The 14,013-nt window shown below is 71.1% G+C and carries 13 protein-coding genes; 11 read left to right on the top strand and 2 right to left on the bottom strand.

Going from position 1 to position 14,013, the window contains the following annotated elements:
- The first annotated feature begins 33 nt into the window (after positions 1 to 33).
- From ACWGJP_RS07785 to ACWGJP_RS07765, 5 genes are read left to right on the top strand one after another with little or no spacing between them, the layout of a single operon-like run.
- Complete coding sequence (locus ACWGJP_RS07785) at positions 34 to 1,311, top strand: ABC transporter substrate-binding protein (RefSeq protein ID WP_452329183.1); 1,278 nt, start codon at positions 34 to 36, stop codon at positions 1,309 to 1,311.
- A 52-nt stretch (positions 1,312 to 1,363) separates the two neighbouring features.
- Positions 1,364 to 2,134, top strand: a complete 771-nt coding sequence (locus ACWGJP_RS07780; protein WP_452329182.1) for an ABC transporter ATP-binding protein — start codon at positions 1,364 to 1,366, stop codon at positions 2,132 to 2,134.
- Entirely contained in the window at positions 2,131 to 2,838 is a 708-nt protein-coding gene (locus ACWGJP_RS07775; protein WP_452329181.1) for an ABC transporter ATP-binding protein, read from the top strand. The genes ACWGJP_RS07780 and ACWGJP_RS07775 overlap by 4 nt, the downstream gene beginning before the upstream one ends.
- A gap of 9 nt (positions 2,839 to 2,847) precedes the next feature.
- Positions 2,848 to 3,726, top strand: coding sequence for a branched-chain amino acid ABC transporter permease (locus ACWGJP_RS07770; RefSeq protein ID WP_452329180.1), 879 nt, complete (start codon positions 2,848 to 2,850; stop codon positions 3,724 to 3,726).
- A complete protein-coding gene (locus ACWGJP_RS07765) occupies positions 3,723 to 4,787 on the top strand; it encodes a branched-chain amino acid ABC transporter permease (protein ID WP_452329179.1) in 1,065 nt (354 codons plus the stop codon). Before ACWGJP_RS07770 ends, ACWGJP_RS07765 begins: the two co-directional genes overlap by 4 nt.
- A gap of 212 nt (positions 4,788 to 4,999) precedes the next feature.
- Here ACWGJP_RS07765 and ACWGJP_RS07760 read toward each other — a convergent pair whose 3' ends face one another.
- Entirely contained in the window at positions 5,000 to 6,712 is a 1,713-nt protein-coding gene (locus tag ACWGJP_RS07760) for an ABC transporter ATP-binding protein (RefSeq protein WP_452329178.1), read from the bottom strand.
- Positions 6,709 to 8,286, bottom strand: a complete 1,578-nt coding sequence (locus tag ACWGJP_RS07755) for an ABC transporter transmembrane domain-containing protein (RefSeq protein ID WP_452329177.1) — start codon at positions 8,284 to 8,286, stop codon at positions 6,709 to 6,711. The genes ACWGJP_RS07760 and ACWGJP_RS07755 overlap by 4 nt, the downstream gene beginning before the upstream one ends.
- Before the next feature lie 53 nt (positions 8,287 to 8,339).
- Here ACWGJP_RS07755 and ACWGJP_RS07750 point away from each other — a divergent pair, with 53 nt between their 5' ends.
- The 6 genes from ACWGJP_RS07750 (at position 8,340) to ACWGJP_RS07725 (ending at position 14,005) form a co-directional block, all read left to right on the top strand.
- Entirely contained in the window at positions 8,340 to 9,125 is a 786-nt protein-coding gene (locus ACWGJP_RS07750; RefSeq protein WP_452329176.1) for a helix-turn-helix domain-containing protein, read from the top strand.
- 109 nt (positions 9,126 to 9,234) lie between these two features.
- Entirely contained in the window at positions 9,235 to 10,200 is a 966-nt protein-coding gene (locus ACWGJP_RS07745; protein ID WP_452329175.1) for an ABC transporter substrate-binding protein, read from the top strand.
- Positions 10,197 to 11,090, top strand: coding sequence for a siderophore-interacting protein (locus ACWGJP_RS07740; RefSeq protein ID WP_452329174.1), 894 nt, complete (start codon positions 10,197 to 10,199; stop codon positions 11,088 to 11,090). Before ACWGJP_RS07745 ends, ACWGJP_RS07740 begins: the two co-directional genes overlap by 4 nt.
- 13 nt (positions 11,091 to 11,103) lie before the next feature.
- Positions 11,104 to 12,132 carry a FecCD family ABC transporter permease gene (locus tag ACWGJP_RS07735; RefSeq protein WP_452329173.1) on the top strand — a complete coding sequence of 343 codons (1,029 nt, stop codon included), beginning with the start codon at positions 11,104 to 11,106 and terminating at the stop codon, positions 12,130 to 12,132.
- Positions 12,129 to 13,187, top strand: a complete 1,059-nt coding sequence (locus ACWGJP_RS07730) for a FecCD family ABC transporter permease (RefSeq protein ID WP_452329172.1) — start codon at positions 12,129 to 12,131, stop codon at positions 13,185 to 13,187. Before ACWGJP_RS07735 ends, ACWGJP_RS07730 begins: the two co-directional genes overlap by 4 nt.
- Entirely contained in the window at positions 13,184 to 14,005 is an 822-nt protein-coding gene (locus ACWGJP_RS07725; protein ID WP_452329171.1) for an ABC transporter ATP-binding protein, read from the top strand. Before ACWGJP_RS07730 ends, ACWGJP_RS07725 begins: the two co-directional genes overlap by 4 nt.
- Positions 14,006 to 14,013 lie beyond the last annotated feature (8 nt).

The following is a 14,013-nucleotide window of genomic DNA, read 5'->3' as shown; positions in this document are numbered from 1 at the left end:
TGAGCACGCAACCGCACCATTCAAGGAGGAATGATGTCCACACAGCACACCGCACGCCGCCGAGCGCTGGCGATCAGCGCCGGCTCGCTCGCCGCGGCCCTCGCCCTGGCCGGCTGCGCAGGGCGAGGGGATGAGCCAGGCGCAGAACCCGATCCGGATGCCGCTGCGCAGTGCAGCCCAGGGTTCAGCGACACCGAGGTGACGATCGGCAACAGCATCCCGCTGTCCGGCGCCGCAGCCGCCTACGGCTCGATCGGGCAGACCATCAAGGCCTACTTCGACGACATCAACGCCGCCGGAGGGCTCGAGTTCGCCGACGGGGTCACCCGCGACGTCACGGTCTCGGTGCTCGACGACGGCTACGACCCGGCGAAGACCGCCGCGAACGTGCGCACCCTCGTCGAGCAGGAGGAGGTCTTCGCCCTCGCCGGCGTGCTCGGCACAGGTGCCGCGATCAGCGTGGCGCCCTATGTCGCGGAGGAGGGCGTCCCCAACCTCTTCACCGGTACGGGCAGCGACGCGATCCTCGGGCTGCACGAGGACGACACCCCGTGGACGAGTGGGTTCATGCCGCAGTACGGCTTCGAGGTGAAGGCGCTGGCCGAGTACCTGCTGGAGACCCAGCCCGACGCGAAGGCCGCCATCCTCTACCAGAACGACGACTTCGGCGAGAGCATCAAAGCAGGCTTCGAGGAGGCGTTCGCCGGAACGGGCATCGAGATCGTAGCGGCGGAGTCCTACGAGCTGACGAGCGCCTCGGTCGACAGCCAGGTGACGAACCTCGCGGCATCCGAGGCCGACGTGTTCCTGAACTGGGCGGTCGGCGCGTTCGCCACGCAGTCGCTGAAGAAGAAGCTCGAGCTCGGCTGGGACGCCACGACGGTCATCAACGCGCCGGCGGCGGATGCCACCTTCTTCCTGAAGCCGGCCGGCCCCGGCGCCGCAGACGGCGTCGTCTCGATCGCCTACACGAAGGACATCACCGACCCCTCGCTCGCCGGCGACCCCGGCTTCGACGCATGGACGGAGTTCGCCGCCGCGCACCCGGACGACGTCAACGCGCTCTCCGCTCCCGCCGCCGCCGGCTACCAGACCGCGCAGCTGCTGGAGGCGGCGCTCGCGCAGATGGACGGCTGCACGAGGGAGGCACTCGTGGAGGCGGCGACCTCCTTCGACGCCCTCGAACTGGATCTCGCGCCCGTCACGATCACGACCACGGCCGAGTACCCGTTCGTGTTCCGCGAGGTCGGCGTGCAGGTCTTCAACGGGGAGAACTGGGACCTCACCGAGGGCACGTACACCGTCGACTGACCGAGGGTGGCCCGCCCCGGGAACCGGGGCGGGCCACCGGCGAAGGAGAAGCATGGGCACTCTGCTCGACGTCGTCGACGTCCGGCTGTCGTTCGGCGGACTGCAGGCTCTGGACGGGCCGGGTTTCACGGTCGGAGACGGCGAGATCGTCGGCCTGATCGGCCCCAACGGTGCAGGCAAGACGAGCCTGTTCAACTGCATCAGCGGGCTGTACCGTCCGCAGTCGGGGAGCATCCGGTTCGACGGTCATGACGTGACCGCGATGCCGAGGCATCGCATCGCGGCGCTGGGCATCGGGCGCACGTTCCAGAACCTCGGGCTGCTCGCCTCGCAGACCGTGCGGGAGAACGTGCTGGCCGGCGGCTACCACGCCACACGCGGAGGCCTGTGGGCGACGGCGCTCGCCCTCCCCGGCATCCGACGAGACGAGACGAGGATGCGGGAGAGCGCCGCCGCACTGCTCGACGACCTCGGGCTGTCCGATGTCGCCGATCGCGTCGTCGGCACTCTGCCCTTCGGCACGCTCAAGCGCGTCGAGCTCGCCCGCGCGCTACTCGCCGAGCCGCGGCTGCTGCTCGTCGACGAGCCGGCGAACGGTCTCATCCACGACGAGGTGGAAGAGCTGGGGCGCACGCTTCGCCGCCTGGCCGTCGAACGCGGCACGGCCATCCTCCTCGTCGAGCATCACATGGGGCTCGTCACATCGGTGTGCGACCGCGTGATCGTGCTGAACTTCGGGCGGCTGATCGCCGAGGGCGACCCGGCGACGGTCGCGAGAGACCCGGAGGTCGTCAGCGCGTATCTCGGGAGCGCGGCCGCATGAGCCTGCTCTCCGTCGAGATCGCCGAAGCGGGATACGGGCCCGTGACCGTGCTGCGCGAGGTCCGCTTCGACATCCCCGAGGGCGGCAGGCTCGTCATCCTCGGGGCCAACGGAGCAGGGAAGACGACGACGCTCCGCACCATCTCCGGGTTCTGCCGGCTCGAGGGCACCATCCGTCTGGCCGGCACGCCGATCAGCGCGCTGCCCCCGCACCGCATCGCCGCCGCCGGCATCGCGCACGTCCCGCAGGGACGCGGCACCTTCGGCGATCTCACCGTGCGGGAGAACCTCCTCGTCGGGGCCATCGCACGGCCACGGCGTGAGTCCGCCGCCGCCGCAGCGGACTGGCTGGACCGCTTCCCCGCCCTCTCCGCTCGGGCGGATCGTCCCGCGTCCGGCCTGAGCGGAGGCGAGCAGCAGCTCCTCGCCATCGCACGTGCGTACATGTCCGCGCCACGACTGGTGCTGCTGGACGAACCATCGCTCGGCCTCGCCCCGAAGATCACCGCCGAGCTGTTCGCCGTGCTCGACGAGCTCGGCACCCGCACCGGCACCGCGATGCTCGTCGTCGAACAGAACGCGCAGCTCGCCCTCGGCATCGCGGAGGATGCGCTGGTCATCGAGAACGGGCGGATCACCGTGCGCGGATCCGCCGCCGACCTGCGCGACGACGACGACGTGCGTCGCGCCTACCTGGGCGTCTGAGGAGGGGCCGTGTTCCTGCAGCAACTCGTCGACGGCGTGGCCACCGGCGCGATCTACGGTGCGCTCGCGCTGGCGATCGTGCTCGTCTACCGCGCCTCGCGCACGCTCAACTTCGCCCAGGGCGAGCTCGCCCTGCTCGGCGCATACGTCTCGTGGCAGCTCACGGCATGGGACGTGCCGATCTGGGTGGCGCTGGCGATCTCCATGGCCGCGCTGGCCGCCCTGTCGGTGGGCGTGGAGCGGATGCTCGTGCGCCCGCTCGTGCGCCGCCATCAGCATCTGCCGCTCATCATCGTCACGCTGGGCATGATGATCTCGATCAATGCCCTGATCGGCTGGGCCTGGACGTATCAGACCAAGGAGGTCCCCGCCCTGTTCGGCGATGGCTCCCTCGCGTTCGGGAGCATCGCCGTCTCCCGTCAGGACATCGGCATCCTGATCACCGTGCTCCTGGCAGCGCTCGCCCTCGCGGCGGTGCTCGGCTTCACGCGCGCCGGGCTTCGGATGCGGGCCGCCGTGTCGGCACCGGAATCCGCCGAGCTGAGCGGGATCTCGACAGGGCGCACGATGGCGATCGGCTGGGGCGTCGCCGGCGCCGTCGGCGCTCTGGCCGGCACCCTCATCGCCCCAGAGCTCTTCCTGCACCCCGGAATGATGGCACCGGTGCTGATCTACGCCTTCGCCGCGGCGACTCTCGGCGGGCTCGAATCGCCGATCGGCGCGATCGTGGGCGGGCTGCTGGTCGGCGTGGTCGAGAACCTGGCGGGAACCTACATCCCGGCGATCGGCTCGGAGATCAAGCAGGTGGTCGCGCTGCTGATCATCGTCGTCGTGCTGCTCATCCGACCACACGGCATGTTCGGAAGACGAGAGCTGGTGCGCGCATGACGACGACCACCCCGATCCGGAGCCTGATGGCAGCGCGGAGGACGCGATCGTCCGCCGCGGAATGGCTGCGACGGCCGCGCCAGGAGCTCGCTCTGCCGGTCTGGCTGCGCGTCTGCGCGCTCGTCGGCGGTGCAGCGGGGCTCATCGCCCTGCCGCTGGTGAATCCGAGCTACATCAATCTGACCGTGACCCTCGTGCTGGTGTGGACGATCGTCGGGCTCGGGCTGAACCTGCTCGTCGGCTTCGGCGGACAAGTGTCCCTCGGCCACTCCGCCTTCTTCGCGGCCGGTGCCTACGCGGTGGCCGTCGGCGGCGAAGCGGGCGTGCCGCATCCGGCGACACTGCTGCTCGCCGCCGTCGTGCCGTTCGCCATCGGCTACCTGATCGGCCTTCCCGCACTGCGGTTGAAGGGCCTGCAGCTGGGGCTCGTGACGCTCGCGCTCGCGATGGCCACCCCCGCGGCCATCCGCGCACTCGAACCGATCACCCACGGCAGCAGGGGGATCGCGATCGACGGCGATCCGCCCTCCTGGGTGCCGCTGGCGCAGGACCAGTGGGTGTACTACCTCGCGCTGGTCGTCGCCGTCGCCGCCTATCTCGTGACCAGGCGGCTGGCCAGAGGACGACTGGGGCGCTCCTTCATCGCCGTCAGGGATGCCGAGCTCGTCGCGGAGACGCTCGGCGTGGACGTCTGGCAGACGAAGACACGGCTGTTCGCCCTGTCGGCGGGCTACGCCGGCGTCGCGGGCGGGCTCTACGCGCTGCTGCTGGAGTTCGTCGGACCGGAGAACTTCGGCCTGACGCTGTCCATCTCGTTCGTCACGCTCATCGTCGTCGGCGGGCTGGCCACCGTGCCGGGGGCGATGCTGGGGGCACTGTTCATCCAGTACGTGCCCGCCTTCACCTCCGGCATCAGCCCCGCCGCGACCGGTGCGGCGTACGGCATCGTCCTCATCCTGTTCGCGTTCTTCCTGCCCTTCGGCCTCGTCGGCCTCGCACGCGGCCTCCTTGCTCCCGTGATCGCACGGATTCCCGGGCGTCGGGCGGACAGCGGGCGTTGAGGACGCCTTCCCGATTTCGCCCCTCGTTCACCAACCGGACACCTTCACGGGTGACACTGCTCTTGCGCGGAAGAACTCAGACCGGATCGGGTAGTCGGAAGCTTTCCGCGCCGCGTGAGCCAGTGGCTCCGCTCGCGGTTCCCACACCGCGAGACCCCCGCCGAATCGGGTCGGCGGGGGTCTTCTCTTCCCCGCGCCGCGACAGGCCGGGTTCAGTGACCGCTGAGCGTCCAGAGCCTGGCGTACTCGCCGTCCGCCGCGAGGAGTCGGGCGTGGGTGCCCTCCTCGACGATGCGGCCGGCATCCATCACGACGACCCGGTCGGCGATGCAGGCCTGCTCAAGCCGATGCGCGATCGTCACCGTCGTACGACCCTCGGCGAGCGCCAGCGCCGCACGGTCGAGCGCGTCGCCATCGGCGCTGCCCGCTTCGGACGCCGCTTCGTCCAGGACGAGCAGATCGGGGTCGAAGAGGGCCACCCTGGCGAGGGCCAACTGCTGGCGCTGGACATCGGAGAGCTCGGCGCCACCCGCGCCGATCGCCGCATCGAGCCCGCCGTCGAGCCGCATCGCCCAGTGCGCGGACACGAGCTCGAGCGCATCGCGCAGCTGCTCGTCCGTCGCCGCGGGGGCGGCGAACCTCAGGTCGGCGGCCAGGGTGCCCGCGAAGACGTGGTTCTCCTGGGTCACGAGCGCCACGCGTGCGCTCTGCGGTCCCCGCAGCTCGATGCTCCCGTCCTGGACGGCCAGCCTTCCGCACACCAGGGCCGCGAGCGTCGACTTGCCCGCCCCGCTCGCGCCGACGACGGCGACATGCTCCCCCGGTGCGACGCGCAGACTCACCTCCGAGAGCACCGGCGCATCGGCGTATGCGTGCGAGAGGGCATCGATGACGACCTCGACACCGTGGCCTCCGTGGGCTGCGACCGGCGCGGCGGCAGCCTCCTCCGTCGGCTCGTCGAGCACGCCGACCAGTCGCGACAGACTCGCGGAGGCCCGCTGCAGGTCGTCGAAGCCGTTCAGCACCTGCCCCATCGGGCCGAAGAGGTTGAGGAACATCAGCGCCGCTGCCGTCGCAGCCCCGACCGTGACGGCGCCGCCGCCCACGAGCAGGAACCCCACCACGAGCACGGCGGCGACACCGAACAGCTCAGCGGCGTTCAGCCAGCGGAAGAACCGGGTGCTGAGCCGCGTCGCGGTCATCCCCAGCTCGGCGGCCTCGACCGCTGAGGCGTCCACGCGCGCCTCCACCTGCTCGGTGATGCCGAAGGCGGTGAGGGTCTCCCGCGCGTCGATGCCCTCCAGCATCCGCTGCGAACGCTCTCCCGCCGCGGCCCGCGACGCGCGGTAGACCGGCATGGAGCGGCGCAGATGCGTCCGCAGCGCGAGCCACTGCACAGGGATCGCGATGCAGGCCGCGAGCGTCAGCCGCAGATCGATCGCCCCGAGGCCCACTGCGGCGGCCGCGATCGCGAACGCCGCAGCGGCCACCTGCGGGACGACGGAGGACACCGTCTCGCCGACCACGGCGACGTCGCCGGAGACCCTGGCCACGACCTCGCCGCGGCCGGCCGCCTCCACACGCCGCTCCGGCAGTCGGAGCACGTGCGTGACCAGACGCTCGCGTAGCGCCGCGAGGATCCGCTCCCCCACTCCCGCCACGGCGATGCGCGCCGCCGCGGCGAGCGCCGCCTGCACGACGACGGCGGCGAGCAGGACGAGCAGCAGCGTGCGGATGCCGCCGTCGTCACCCGCGACGGCGGCGTCGATGATTCCGCCGAGGATCAACGGCGACGCCACGCCTGCCGCCGCGCCGAGCGCGAGGATCACGACGGCCACGATGAATCCGCCCCTGTGCCGGCCGACGAGCGCCGCCAGAGCCTTGAGAGTGCGCGGGCCGTCCGCGGTGCGCAGCGGTTCGCTCATGCGAGGACCTCCTCGGCGTCGTCGCGGGCGTCCACGGTGATCACCCTGTCGCAGGCTGCGAGCAGCGTCCGGCTGCGGGTGAGCAGGATCGTGGTGCGCCCCGCCCTCGCGGCGCGGATGCCTGCCGCGACCCTCACCTCGGTCGCCGCATCGATGGCCGTCGTCGGTTCGCGGAGCACGAGCACGCGCGCGTCCGAGGCGAGCGCCCTGGCGAGGGCGACGCGCTGACGCTGCCCGCCAGAGAGCATCCGCCCCCTCTCGCCGACGGGGCGGGCCCACCCTCCCACCGCGAGCACATCGGAGAGCGCCGCGGTCTCGGCGATGTCGTCCCTGTCGGCGGCGCCGACGTTGTCCGCGACCGTCCCGGTCAGCAGCGCGGCCTGATGCGGGGCGGACACGACGACCGCGCGTCCCGCCAGCGGTGGACGCCGCAGCGGCTCGCCGTCGATGAGCGCGACGGTCTGCGACCGCGTGCCGAGCCCGGCGAGAAGCCGTCCGAGCGCGATCGCGCTCTCCTCGTCGGCCTCGATCCCCACGAGCTCCCCCGGCGCGATGTCCACCGTCTGCCCGTCGACGTCGTGGATGCCTTCGATGCGCACGGCTCCGTGCGGAGCGGCCACGGGCGCATCCGCACCGTCCGGCGCCGCATCCGCCAGCTCGAGGATGCGGCGGCGGGATGCTCTGACCTTGGCGAGCTCCGGCCCGACGAAGGCGAGCGAGGCGAGCGGCCACTGCAGGAACTGCGCGAGACCGACGACGCTCACGAGCTGGCCGGCGGTGATCTCGCCGTCCAGGGCGGCCTGCGCGGACATCCCTGCGAGCACGACGAGGAAGATGCCGGAGAGCAGCGTGGTAACCCCTGCGAAGGCGCCCTCGGCGCGCGCGGTGCGCAAGGCGGCACGCAGTGTCTCGGCGTTCGCACCCCGGAAGCGCGCGGATGCCTCCTCCTCGGCGTGCAGCCCCTTGACTGTCCGTAGGCCGCTCAACAGGTCGGCCGCGACCGCGGAGGAGTCGGCGAGCGCGGCCTGCTCGATGCCGGTCCTGCGCTCCAGGGGCCCGGTGACCACGTGCACCACCAGAACGAGCACGGGCGCGACGATGAGCACCGCGATCCCCAGCGGCACGGAGATGAGCAGGAGCCCGGTGGCGGCGACGAGGATCGCCACGACGAAGGCGACCGCTCGCCCCAGGATCCAGGCGATGGAGGCCACCTCGCCGACATCGCTCGTGAGCGTCGAGAGCGTCTGCCCTGCGCGGCGCGACGCCGTGCCGAGCGGATCGAGCACCCGCGAGAGCAGAGTCTTGCGGAGCGAGTAGTCCATCTCGGTGTACAGGGCCATGGCGGCGAGCTCGCCCATCCGCCAGGAGTTCATGAGGACGAGGAACACCAGCGTGAGCAGGCCGATGCCCAGAGCGAGGCCGATCGGGTCGCTGCCGACGATCGCGATGTCGATCACGATGCCGACGGTGATCGGCACGGCGGCCTCGCAGGCCTGATGCAGGGAGAAGCCCAGGGATGCGAGCGCGAGCCGACCTCGGCGACCGCGCGCCCCGGCGGAGACAGGGAGAGACACGAGATGGTAGCTTAGGGTCACCTAACCATGACTTCAAGACGATAGGCAGACAGATGATGTCGCTGATCGGACACGACGAGGAGCCGATCTGGCGGATCGGCACCCAGACCTTCGAGCTGGACGACCGCGTCGAATGGGAGGCGCACGCCCACCCCGAGCATCACGAGCTCCTCTGGGGCGCACGCGGAGCCCTCACCGCCGAGACCGACGACGGCTACTTCGCGATCCCCGGCACCCTCGGCCTCTGGATACCGGCCGGGATCACCCACCGCGTGGCGGCCGCGGCCGGGACGCGGTTCCGCTGCTCCTACGTCGATGCGGACGCCGTCGAGACGACGGGCATGACGACGGCCGTGGCCATGCCGGAGGTTCTGCGCACCGTGCTGGACCGACTCGAGGCGGCGCCGTACCTCGCGCAGGCACCCCGCCGACATGCGGAGGAGTTCGCGCTGAGCCTGCTCGAGCCCGTCGAGTCGGCGACCGTCGACCTGCCGCTCCCCCAGGACACCCGCACCCGCAGGGTCGCCGAGGCGCTCCTCGCCGACCCTGCGGACGACAGCTCGATCGATGACTGGGGCCACCGCGTGGGAGCGAGCGGTCGCAATCTCTCCCGCCTGTTCGTCGCGGAGACGGGCATGAGCTTCTCCGCCTGGCGGACCAGGGCGAGGATGCGCCGGGCGATCGAGTGGCTCGCCGCTGATCACACGGTGGCGAGCGTGAGCCGCCGTTCGGGTTATGCGACGCCCAGCGCCTTCGTGCAGGCCTTCCGACGCGAACTCGGGCGCACGCCAGGGGAGTTCGCCTCCTCCCGGACGCCCGCGGAGCGCAATTCGGCCTGAAGGCGACATGGTCCGTCCGGTTCTCGATATCGAGGCGTCTCATAATAGGTAAGCCATGCCTAACTCTGGCTCCTTGGCGTTCCCGATCTTTCTCCCGGAAGGCATTCCCATGCGCTCCAAGCCCCTCGCCGCCGTCGCGCTCCTCGCGTCCGGCATCCTCCTCGCCTCCTGCGCCGGAACGGCGGATGCGGATACCGACGCAGGGTCTGGCACCCTCGCCCTCACCACCCCGACGGGCACCGAGATCGAGATGCCCGCTGAGCCGGAATCCGCACTCGGCTTCTACACCACCGACCTCGACATCCTCATCACGCTGGGCTTCGACCTCGCAGGCACACAGCCGATCCGCGATGACTTCACCGCCTTCCCCGACTTCTTCCCGCAGGAGGAGCTCGAGGGCCTGGAGACCTTCGGCAACTTCCCCGAGTTCAACCTCGAGGCCGTGCTCGAGGCGGAGCCGGACTTCATCCTCAACGGCCTCGGTTACGAGGCCGACCTCGACGGGCAGCTCCAGAAGATCGCACCGACCTACACCTACAACGCCTTCGACGGCGGCGACTGGCGCGACGTCGTCGCCCAGGCGGCGAAGGACCTCGGCCGCGAGGAGCAGTGGCAGGCATGGGTCGATCAGTACGAGGCGCGCGTCGCGGACATCCGCGAGCGACTGGATGCCGCCGACATCCACCCCGTGGTCGCGGACGTCGGCTACTGGGAGGGTCAGGTGACGACGTCCTGCTACGGCGTGCCCTGCCTCGTGTTCGCCGACCTCGGCCTGGAGATGTCCCCGCTCATGAACGCGACGGAGGAGGGGCTGCCCGCCAGCGACGAGTACGCCGAGCTGAGCCCGGAGCAGGTCGGCCAGCTCGACGGCATCGACGTCGTGTTCACGAGCGCCAACGAGGACGGCACCGTCTGGGTCGAGGACGATGAGGCCCTGCAGCAGAACGCGCTGTGGCAGAACCTGTCGTTCGTGAAGGACGGGGAGTACTACTCGTACAACTACGAGATGCTCTACGGATCGCCCAGCGGCCAGGACGCCTTCCTCACCGTCGTCGAGGAGGCGCTGCTCGGATGACCGACGTCAATCTCATCCACCGCATCGTCGCGCGCCGTGTCGAGCGGCTGAGCCCCGGCATGGTCCGCGTCGTCTTCGGCGGCGAGGGGCTCGACGGCTTCGTCTCGACGGGAGTCGGCGACGAGTACTTCCGGGTGTTCTTCCCCCAGGAGGGCCAGTCGGAGCCGAACCTGCCGTTCCCCACGGAGGACGGCTACTGGGACTTCCCCGACGGCGTCGAGCCGGCGCCCATGCGCACCTACACGGTGCGGGAATGGGATGCTGCCGCGAACGAGCTGACCATCGACTTCGTCGTGCACGACGGCGGGGTGGCTGCGGCCTGGGCGCTGCGAGCGCAGCGGGGCGACGTCGTGGGCGTCAACACCCCCAAGGGTCTCTATGCGCCGCAGGAGGGGATCCGGTGGCAGCTGCTCATCGCGGATGCCACCGGCCTGCCCGCCGCTGCGCGCCTGGCAGAGACCGCGCCGGCCGGCGTCCGCACCCGCGTGGTGATCGAGGTCGCCTCCGCCGAGGACGAGCTGCCCATCGAGGTCGCGGAGGGCGTCGAGCTGCACTGGGTGCACGGCGGGAACGGCCACGGCCCCACGCGGATCGAGGAGATCCTCCGTGCGGCCGAGCTGCCGGAGGGGCCGGGCTACGTCTGGGTCGCCGGCGAGACCAAGGCGACCCGCGGCGTGCGCAGGCATCTGCGCCATGAGCTGAAGCTCCCCTCCACGGCGTACAAGGTCATCGGCTACTGGACCGAGAACGCCGAGGCATGGCGGGAGAAGTACGACGCCCTCGACGAGGACACCCATGCGCGCCTGATGGCGATGTGGGACGACTCCTCGCGGCCGGAGGAGGACATCGAGGACGAGTACGAGCGCGAGCTGGAGAAGCTCGGCCTGTGACCCGCATCCGCTCATGACCCTCACCGTCGAAGAGGAGACCGCCGTCCGGGTCTCGGCCACGCGCCGAGGCCTGGTCGTCGCGGCGCTCGCCGTCGCCCTCGCGCTCGCCTGCGTCGCCAGCGTCTTCCTGGGCTCGCAGCGCCTGGCGCCAGGGGACGCCTGGCTCGGGCTGACGACCGGCGAAGGGGATGCCGGAGCCATCATGCTCGGCATGCGCATCCCCCGCACGGTCGTCGGCCTGGCGGTGGGCGCCGCGCTCGGCATCGCCGGCGCGCTCATCCAGGGCTTCACGCGCAACCCGCTCGCCGATCCGGGCATCCTCGGCGTCAACGCGGGCGCGAGCCTCGGCATCGCGATCGGCGTCGGCTTCTTCGGCCTGCAGGCCGCGAGCGGCTACATCTGGTTCGCGTTCGCCGGGGCGGTCGCCGCCACGGTGCTCGTGTACCTCATCGGCTCGGCGGGACGAAGCGCGCCAGACCCGATGCGGATGACGCTCTCCGGTGTCGCCCTGGGGGCGGTGATGGGCGGTGTCGTCTCTGCGATCGGGCTCTTGAACCCCAAGGCGTTCGACTCGATGCGCACGTGGAGCGCCGGCTCGCTGACCTCCCTCACCCCCGACGTCTACACGGTGCTGCCGTTCCTCGCCGCGGGCCTCGTCCTGGCGTTCTGCCTCGCCCCCTCCTTGAACGCGCTGGCCCTGGGGGACGATCTGGCCACCGCCCTCGGCTCTCGAGTCGTCCTCACCCGTGTGCTCTCCATCGTCGCCGTCACCCTGCTCTGCGGCGCCGCCACCGCGGCGGCCGGGCCGATCGCGTTCGTCGGGCTCATGGTGCCGCACGCGGTGCGCTGGTTCGTCGGTCCACATCAGGGCTGGATCCTGCTCGGCACGGTCCTCGCCGCGCCGCTGCTGCTGCTCACCTCCGACGTCGTCGGCCGCGTCGTGCTGCGCTCCGGCGAGCTTCCGGTGTCCATCGTCACCGCCCTGATCGGAGCGCCCGTGCTCATCCTCCTCGTGCGCCGCCGGAAGGCGAGCGGACTGTGAGCGGGCCGCTGCCCGCGGTGGATGCCGGCCGACGCATCCTCGCACCCCGGCATCCCCTCTTCTCGCGCAGGATCGGCGTGCGCGCGACGATCGTGACGCTCTCGGCAGTGCTCGGCGCGGTCGTCGTCGGTGTCTTCGCGCTCGCTCAGGGCGACTCGACGTTCTCGCCCGGCGAGGTGGTGCTAACCCTCCTCGGCTTCGGCGACCCCAAGGCCGAGCTCGTCATCCTGGAGTGGCGTCTGCCCCGGGTGCTCGCCGGGGTGGTTTTCGGAGCTGCGCTGGGCATCGGCGGGGCCGTCTTCCAGTCGCTCACGCGCAATCCGCTCGGCAGCCCCGACGTGATCGGCTTCGACGCCGGCGCATACACCGGCGCTCTGCTGATGATCACGATGGTGAGCGCCGGCACGGCGACCACAGCCGTCGGCGCCCTCGCGGGAGGCGCGACGACGGCCCTGCTCGTGTACTTGCTGGCCTTCCGCCGCGGGTTCCAGGGGTTCCGGCTGATCATCGTCGGGATCGCGGTCGCGTCGATGCTGGCATCGGTGAACACCTGGATCATCCTCAACGCCGAGCTCAACATCGCCCTCCTCGCCAGCGCCTGGGGCGCGGGCTCGCTGAATCTCGTCACCGCCGACCAGGTGGCCATCGCGAGCGCGATCATCCTCCCGCTGGCCGTCGCGGTCGGCCTGCTGGCCGACCGGATGCACCTTCTCGAGCTCGGAGACGACACCGCATCCGCGCTCGGCGTCCGCACCGGACGCGTGCGGCTGGCGCTCATCGTGCTCGGCGTCGGGTTGACGGCCGCGGTGACCGCGATGGCGGGGCCGATCGCCTTCATCTCCCTGGCGGCTCCGCAGATCGCGCGCCGTCTGACCGGCTCGGCGAGCGTCACGCTCACCGCCTCCGCAGCGGTCGGCGCCCTGCTGCTCGTCGCCAGCGACCTGCTCGCGCAGCGCCTGTTCGCCCCCACCCAGCTCCCGGTCGGCATCGTCACCGTCTGCCTCGGCGGCGTGTACCTGGTCTGGCTGCTCATCCAGGAAGCGAGAAGACGATGACCTCCTCCGAACCCACCCCGACGACCGCTCTCACCGCCCCGCCCGTCACCGCGCGGCTCGAGGCCCAGGACCTCGCCATCGGTTACGACGGTCGTGTCGTCTCCGAACACCTCGACGTGCGGATCCCGGCAGGCTCGTTCACCGTGATCGTGGGCCCGAACGCCTGCGGCAAGTCCACGCTGCTGCGCGCCTTCGCGCGCCTGCTTCGCCCCAGAGAAGGGCGGATGCTGCTGGACGGCCGCGCGATCTCGGAGCTGCCGACCAAGCGGATCGCGCAGGAGCTGGGGCTGCTGCCGCAGACGTCGATCGCCCCGGACGGCATCCGCGTCTCCGATCTCGTGGCGCGTGGCCGCCATCCGCATCAGACGATCCTTCGTCAGTGGTCGCGCGAGGATCAGCTCGCCGTCGCCGCGGCCCTCGAGGCGACGGGGACGACCGAGCTCGCCGGACGCCTCGTCGACGAGCTCTCCGGCGGGCAACGTCAGCGCGTCTGGGTTGCGATGCTGCTGGCGCAGGAGACGCCGACCATGCTGCTCGACGAGCCGACCACCTTCCTCGACATCGCGCACCAGTACGACCTGCTCAAGCTCTTCCGCGCCCTGCACGGGGAGGGACGGACCGTCGTGGCAGTGCTGCACGATCTGAATCAGGCGGCCCGTTTCGCCGACCACATGGTGATGATGCGCGACGGGAGGATCGTGGCAACGGGGAGCCCGTCGGACATCGTCACCGCCGCGCGGGTCGAGGAGGTGTTCGGTCTGGAATGCACGGTCATCCCCGATCCGCACACCGGGACGCCGCTCGTCGTGCCGCTGTAGCACCTACG

It is taken from the genome of Microbacterium sp. NPDC055903 (assembly GCF_053615555.1).
The sequence above is the reverse complement of the archived record's forward strand: the minus strand, read 5'-3'. Positions and strand labels throughout refer to the sequence as shown.

Bases quoted from the DNA above. Each gene is read 5' to 3' on its own strand.
- ACWGJP_RS07785 (WP_452329183.1), top strand. From the start codon at position 34: ATGTCCACACAGCACACCGCACGCCGCCGAGCGCTGGCGATCAGCGCC.
- ACWGJP_RS07780 (WP_452329182.1), top strand. From the start codon at position 1,364: ATGGGCACTCTGCTCGACGTCGTCGACGTCCGGCTGTCGTTCGGCGGA.
- ACWGJP_RS07775 (WP_452329181.1), top strand. From the start codon at position 2,131: ATGAGCCTGCTCTCCGTCGAGATCGCCGAAGCGGGATACGGGCCCGTG.
- ACWGJP_RS07765 (WP_452329179.1), top strand. From the start codon at position 3,723: ATGACGACGACCACCCCGATCCGGAGCCTGATGGCAGCGCGGAGGACG.
- ACWGJP_RS07760 (WP_452329178.1), bottom strand. From the start codon at position 6,712: ATGAGCGAACCGCTGCGCACCGCGGACGGCCCGCGCACTCTCAAGGCT.
- ACWGJP_RS07750 (WP_452329176.1), top strand. From the start codon at position 8,340: ATGATGTCGCTGATCGGACACGACGAGGAGCCGATCTGGCGGATCGGC.
- ACWGJP_RS07745 (WP_452329175.1), top strand. From the start codon at position 9,235: ATGCGCTCCAAGCCCCTCGCCGCCGTCGCGCTCCTCGCGTCCGGCATC.
- ACWGJP_RS07740 (WP_452329174.1), top strand. From the start codon at position 10,197: ATGACCGACGTCAATCTCATCCACCGCATCGTCGCGCGCCGTGTCGAG.
- ACWGJP_RS07735 (WP_452329173.1), top strand. From the start codon at position 11,104: ATGACCCTCACCGTCGAAGAGGAGACCGCCGTCCGGGTCTCGGCCACG.
- ACWGJP_RS07725 (WP_452329171.1), top strand. From the start codon at position 13,184: ATGACCTCCTCCGAACCCACCCCGACGACCGCTCTCACCGCCCCGCCC.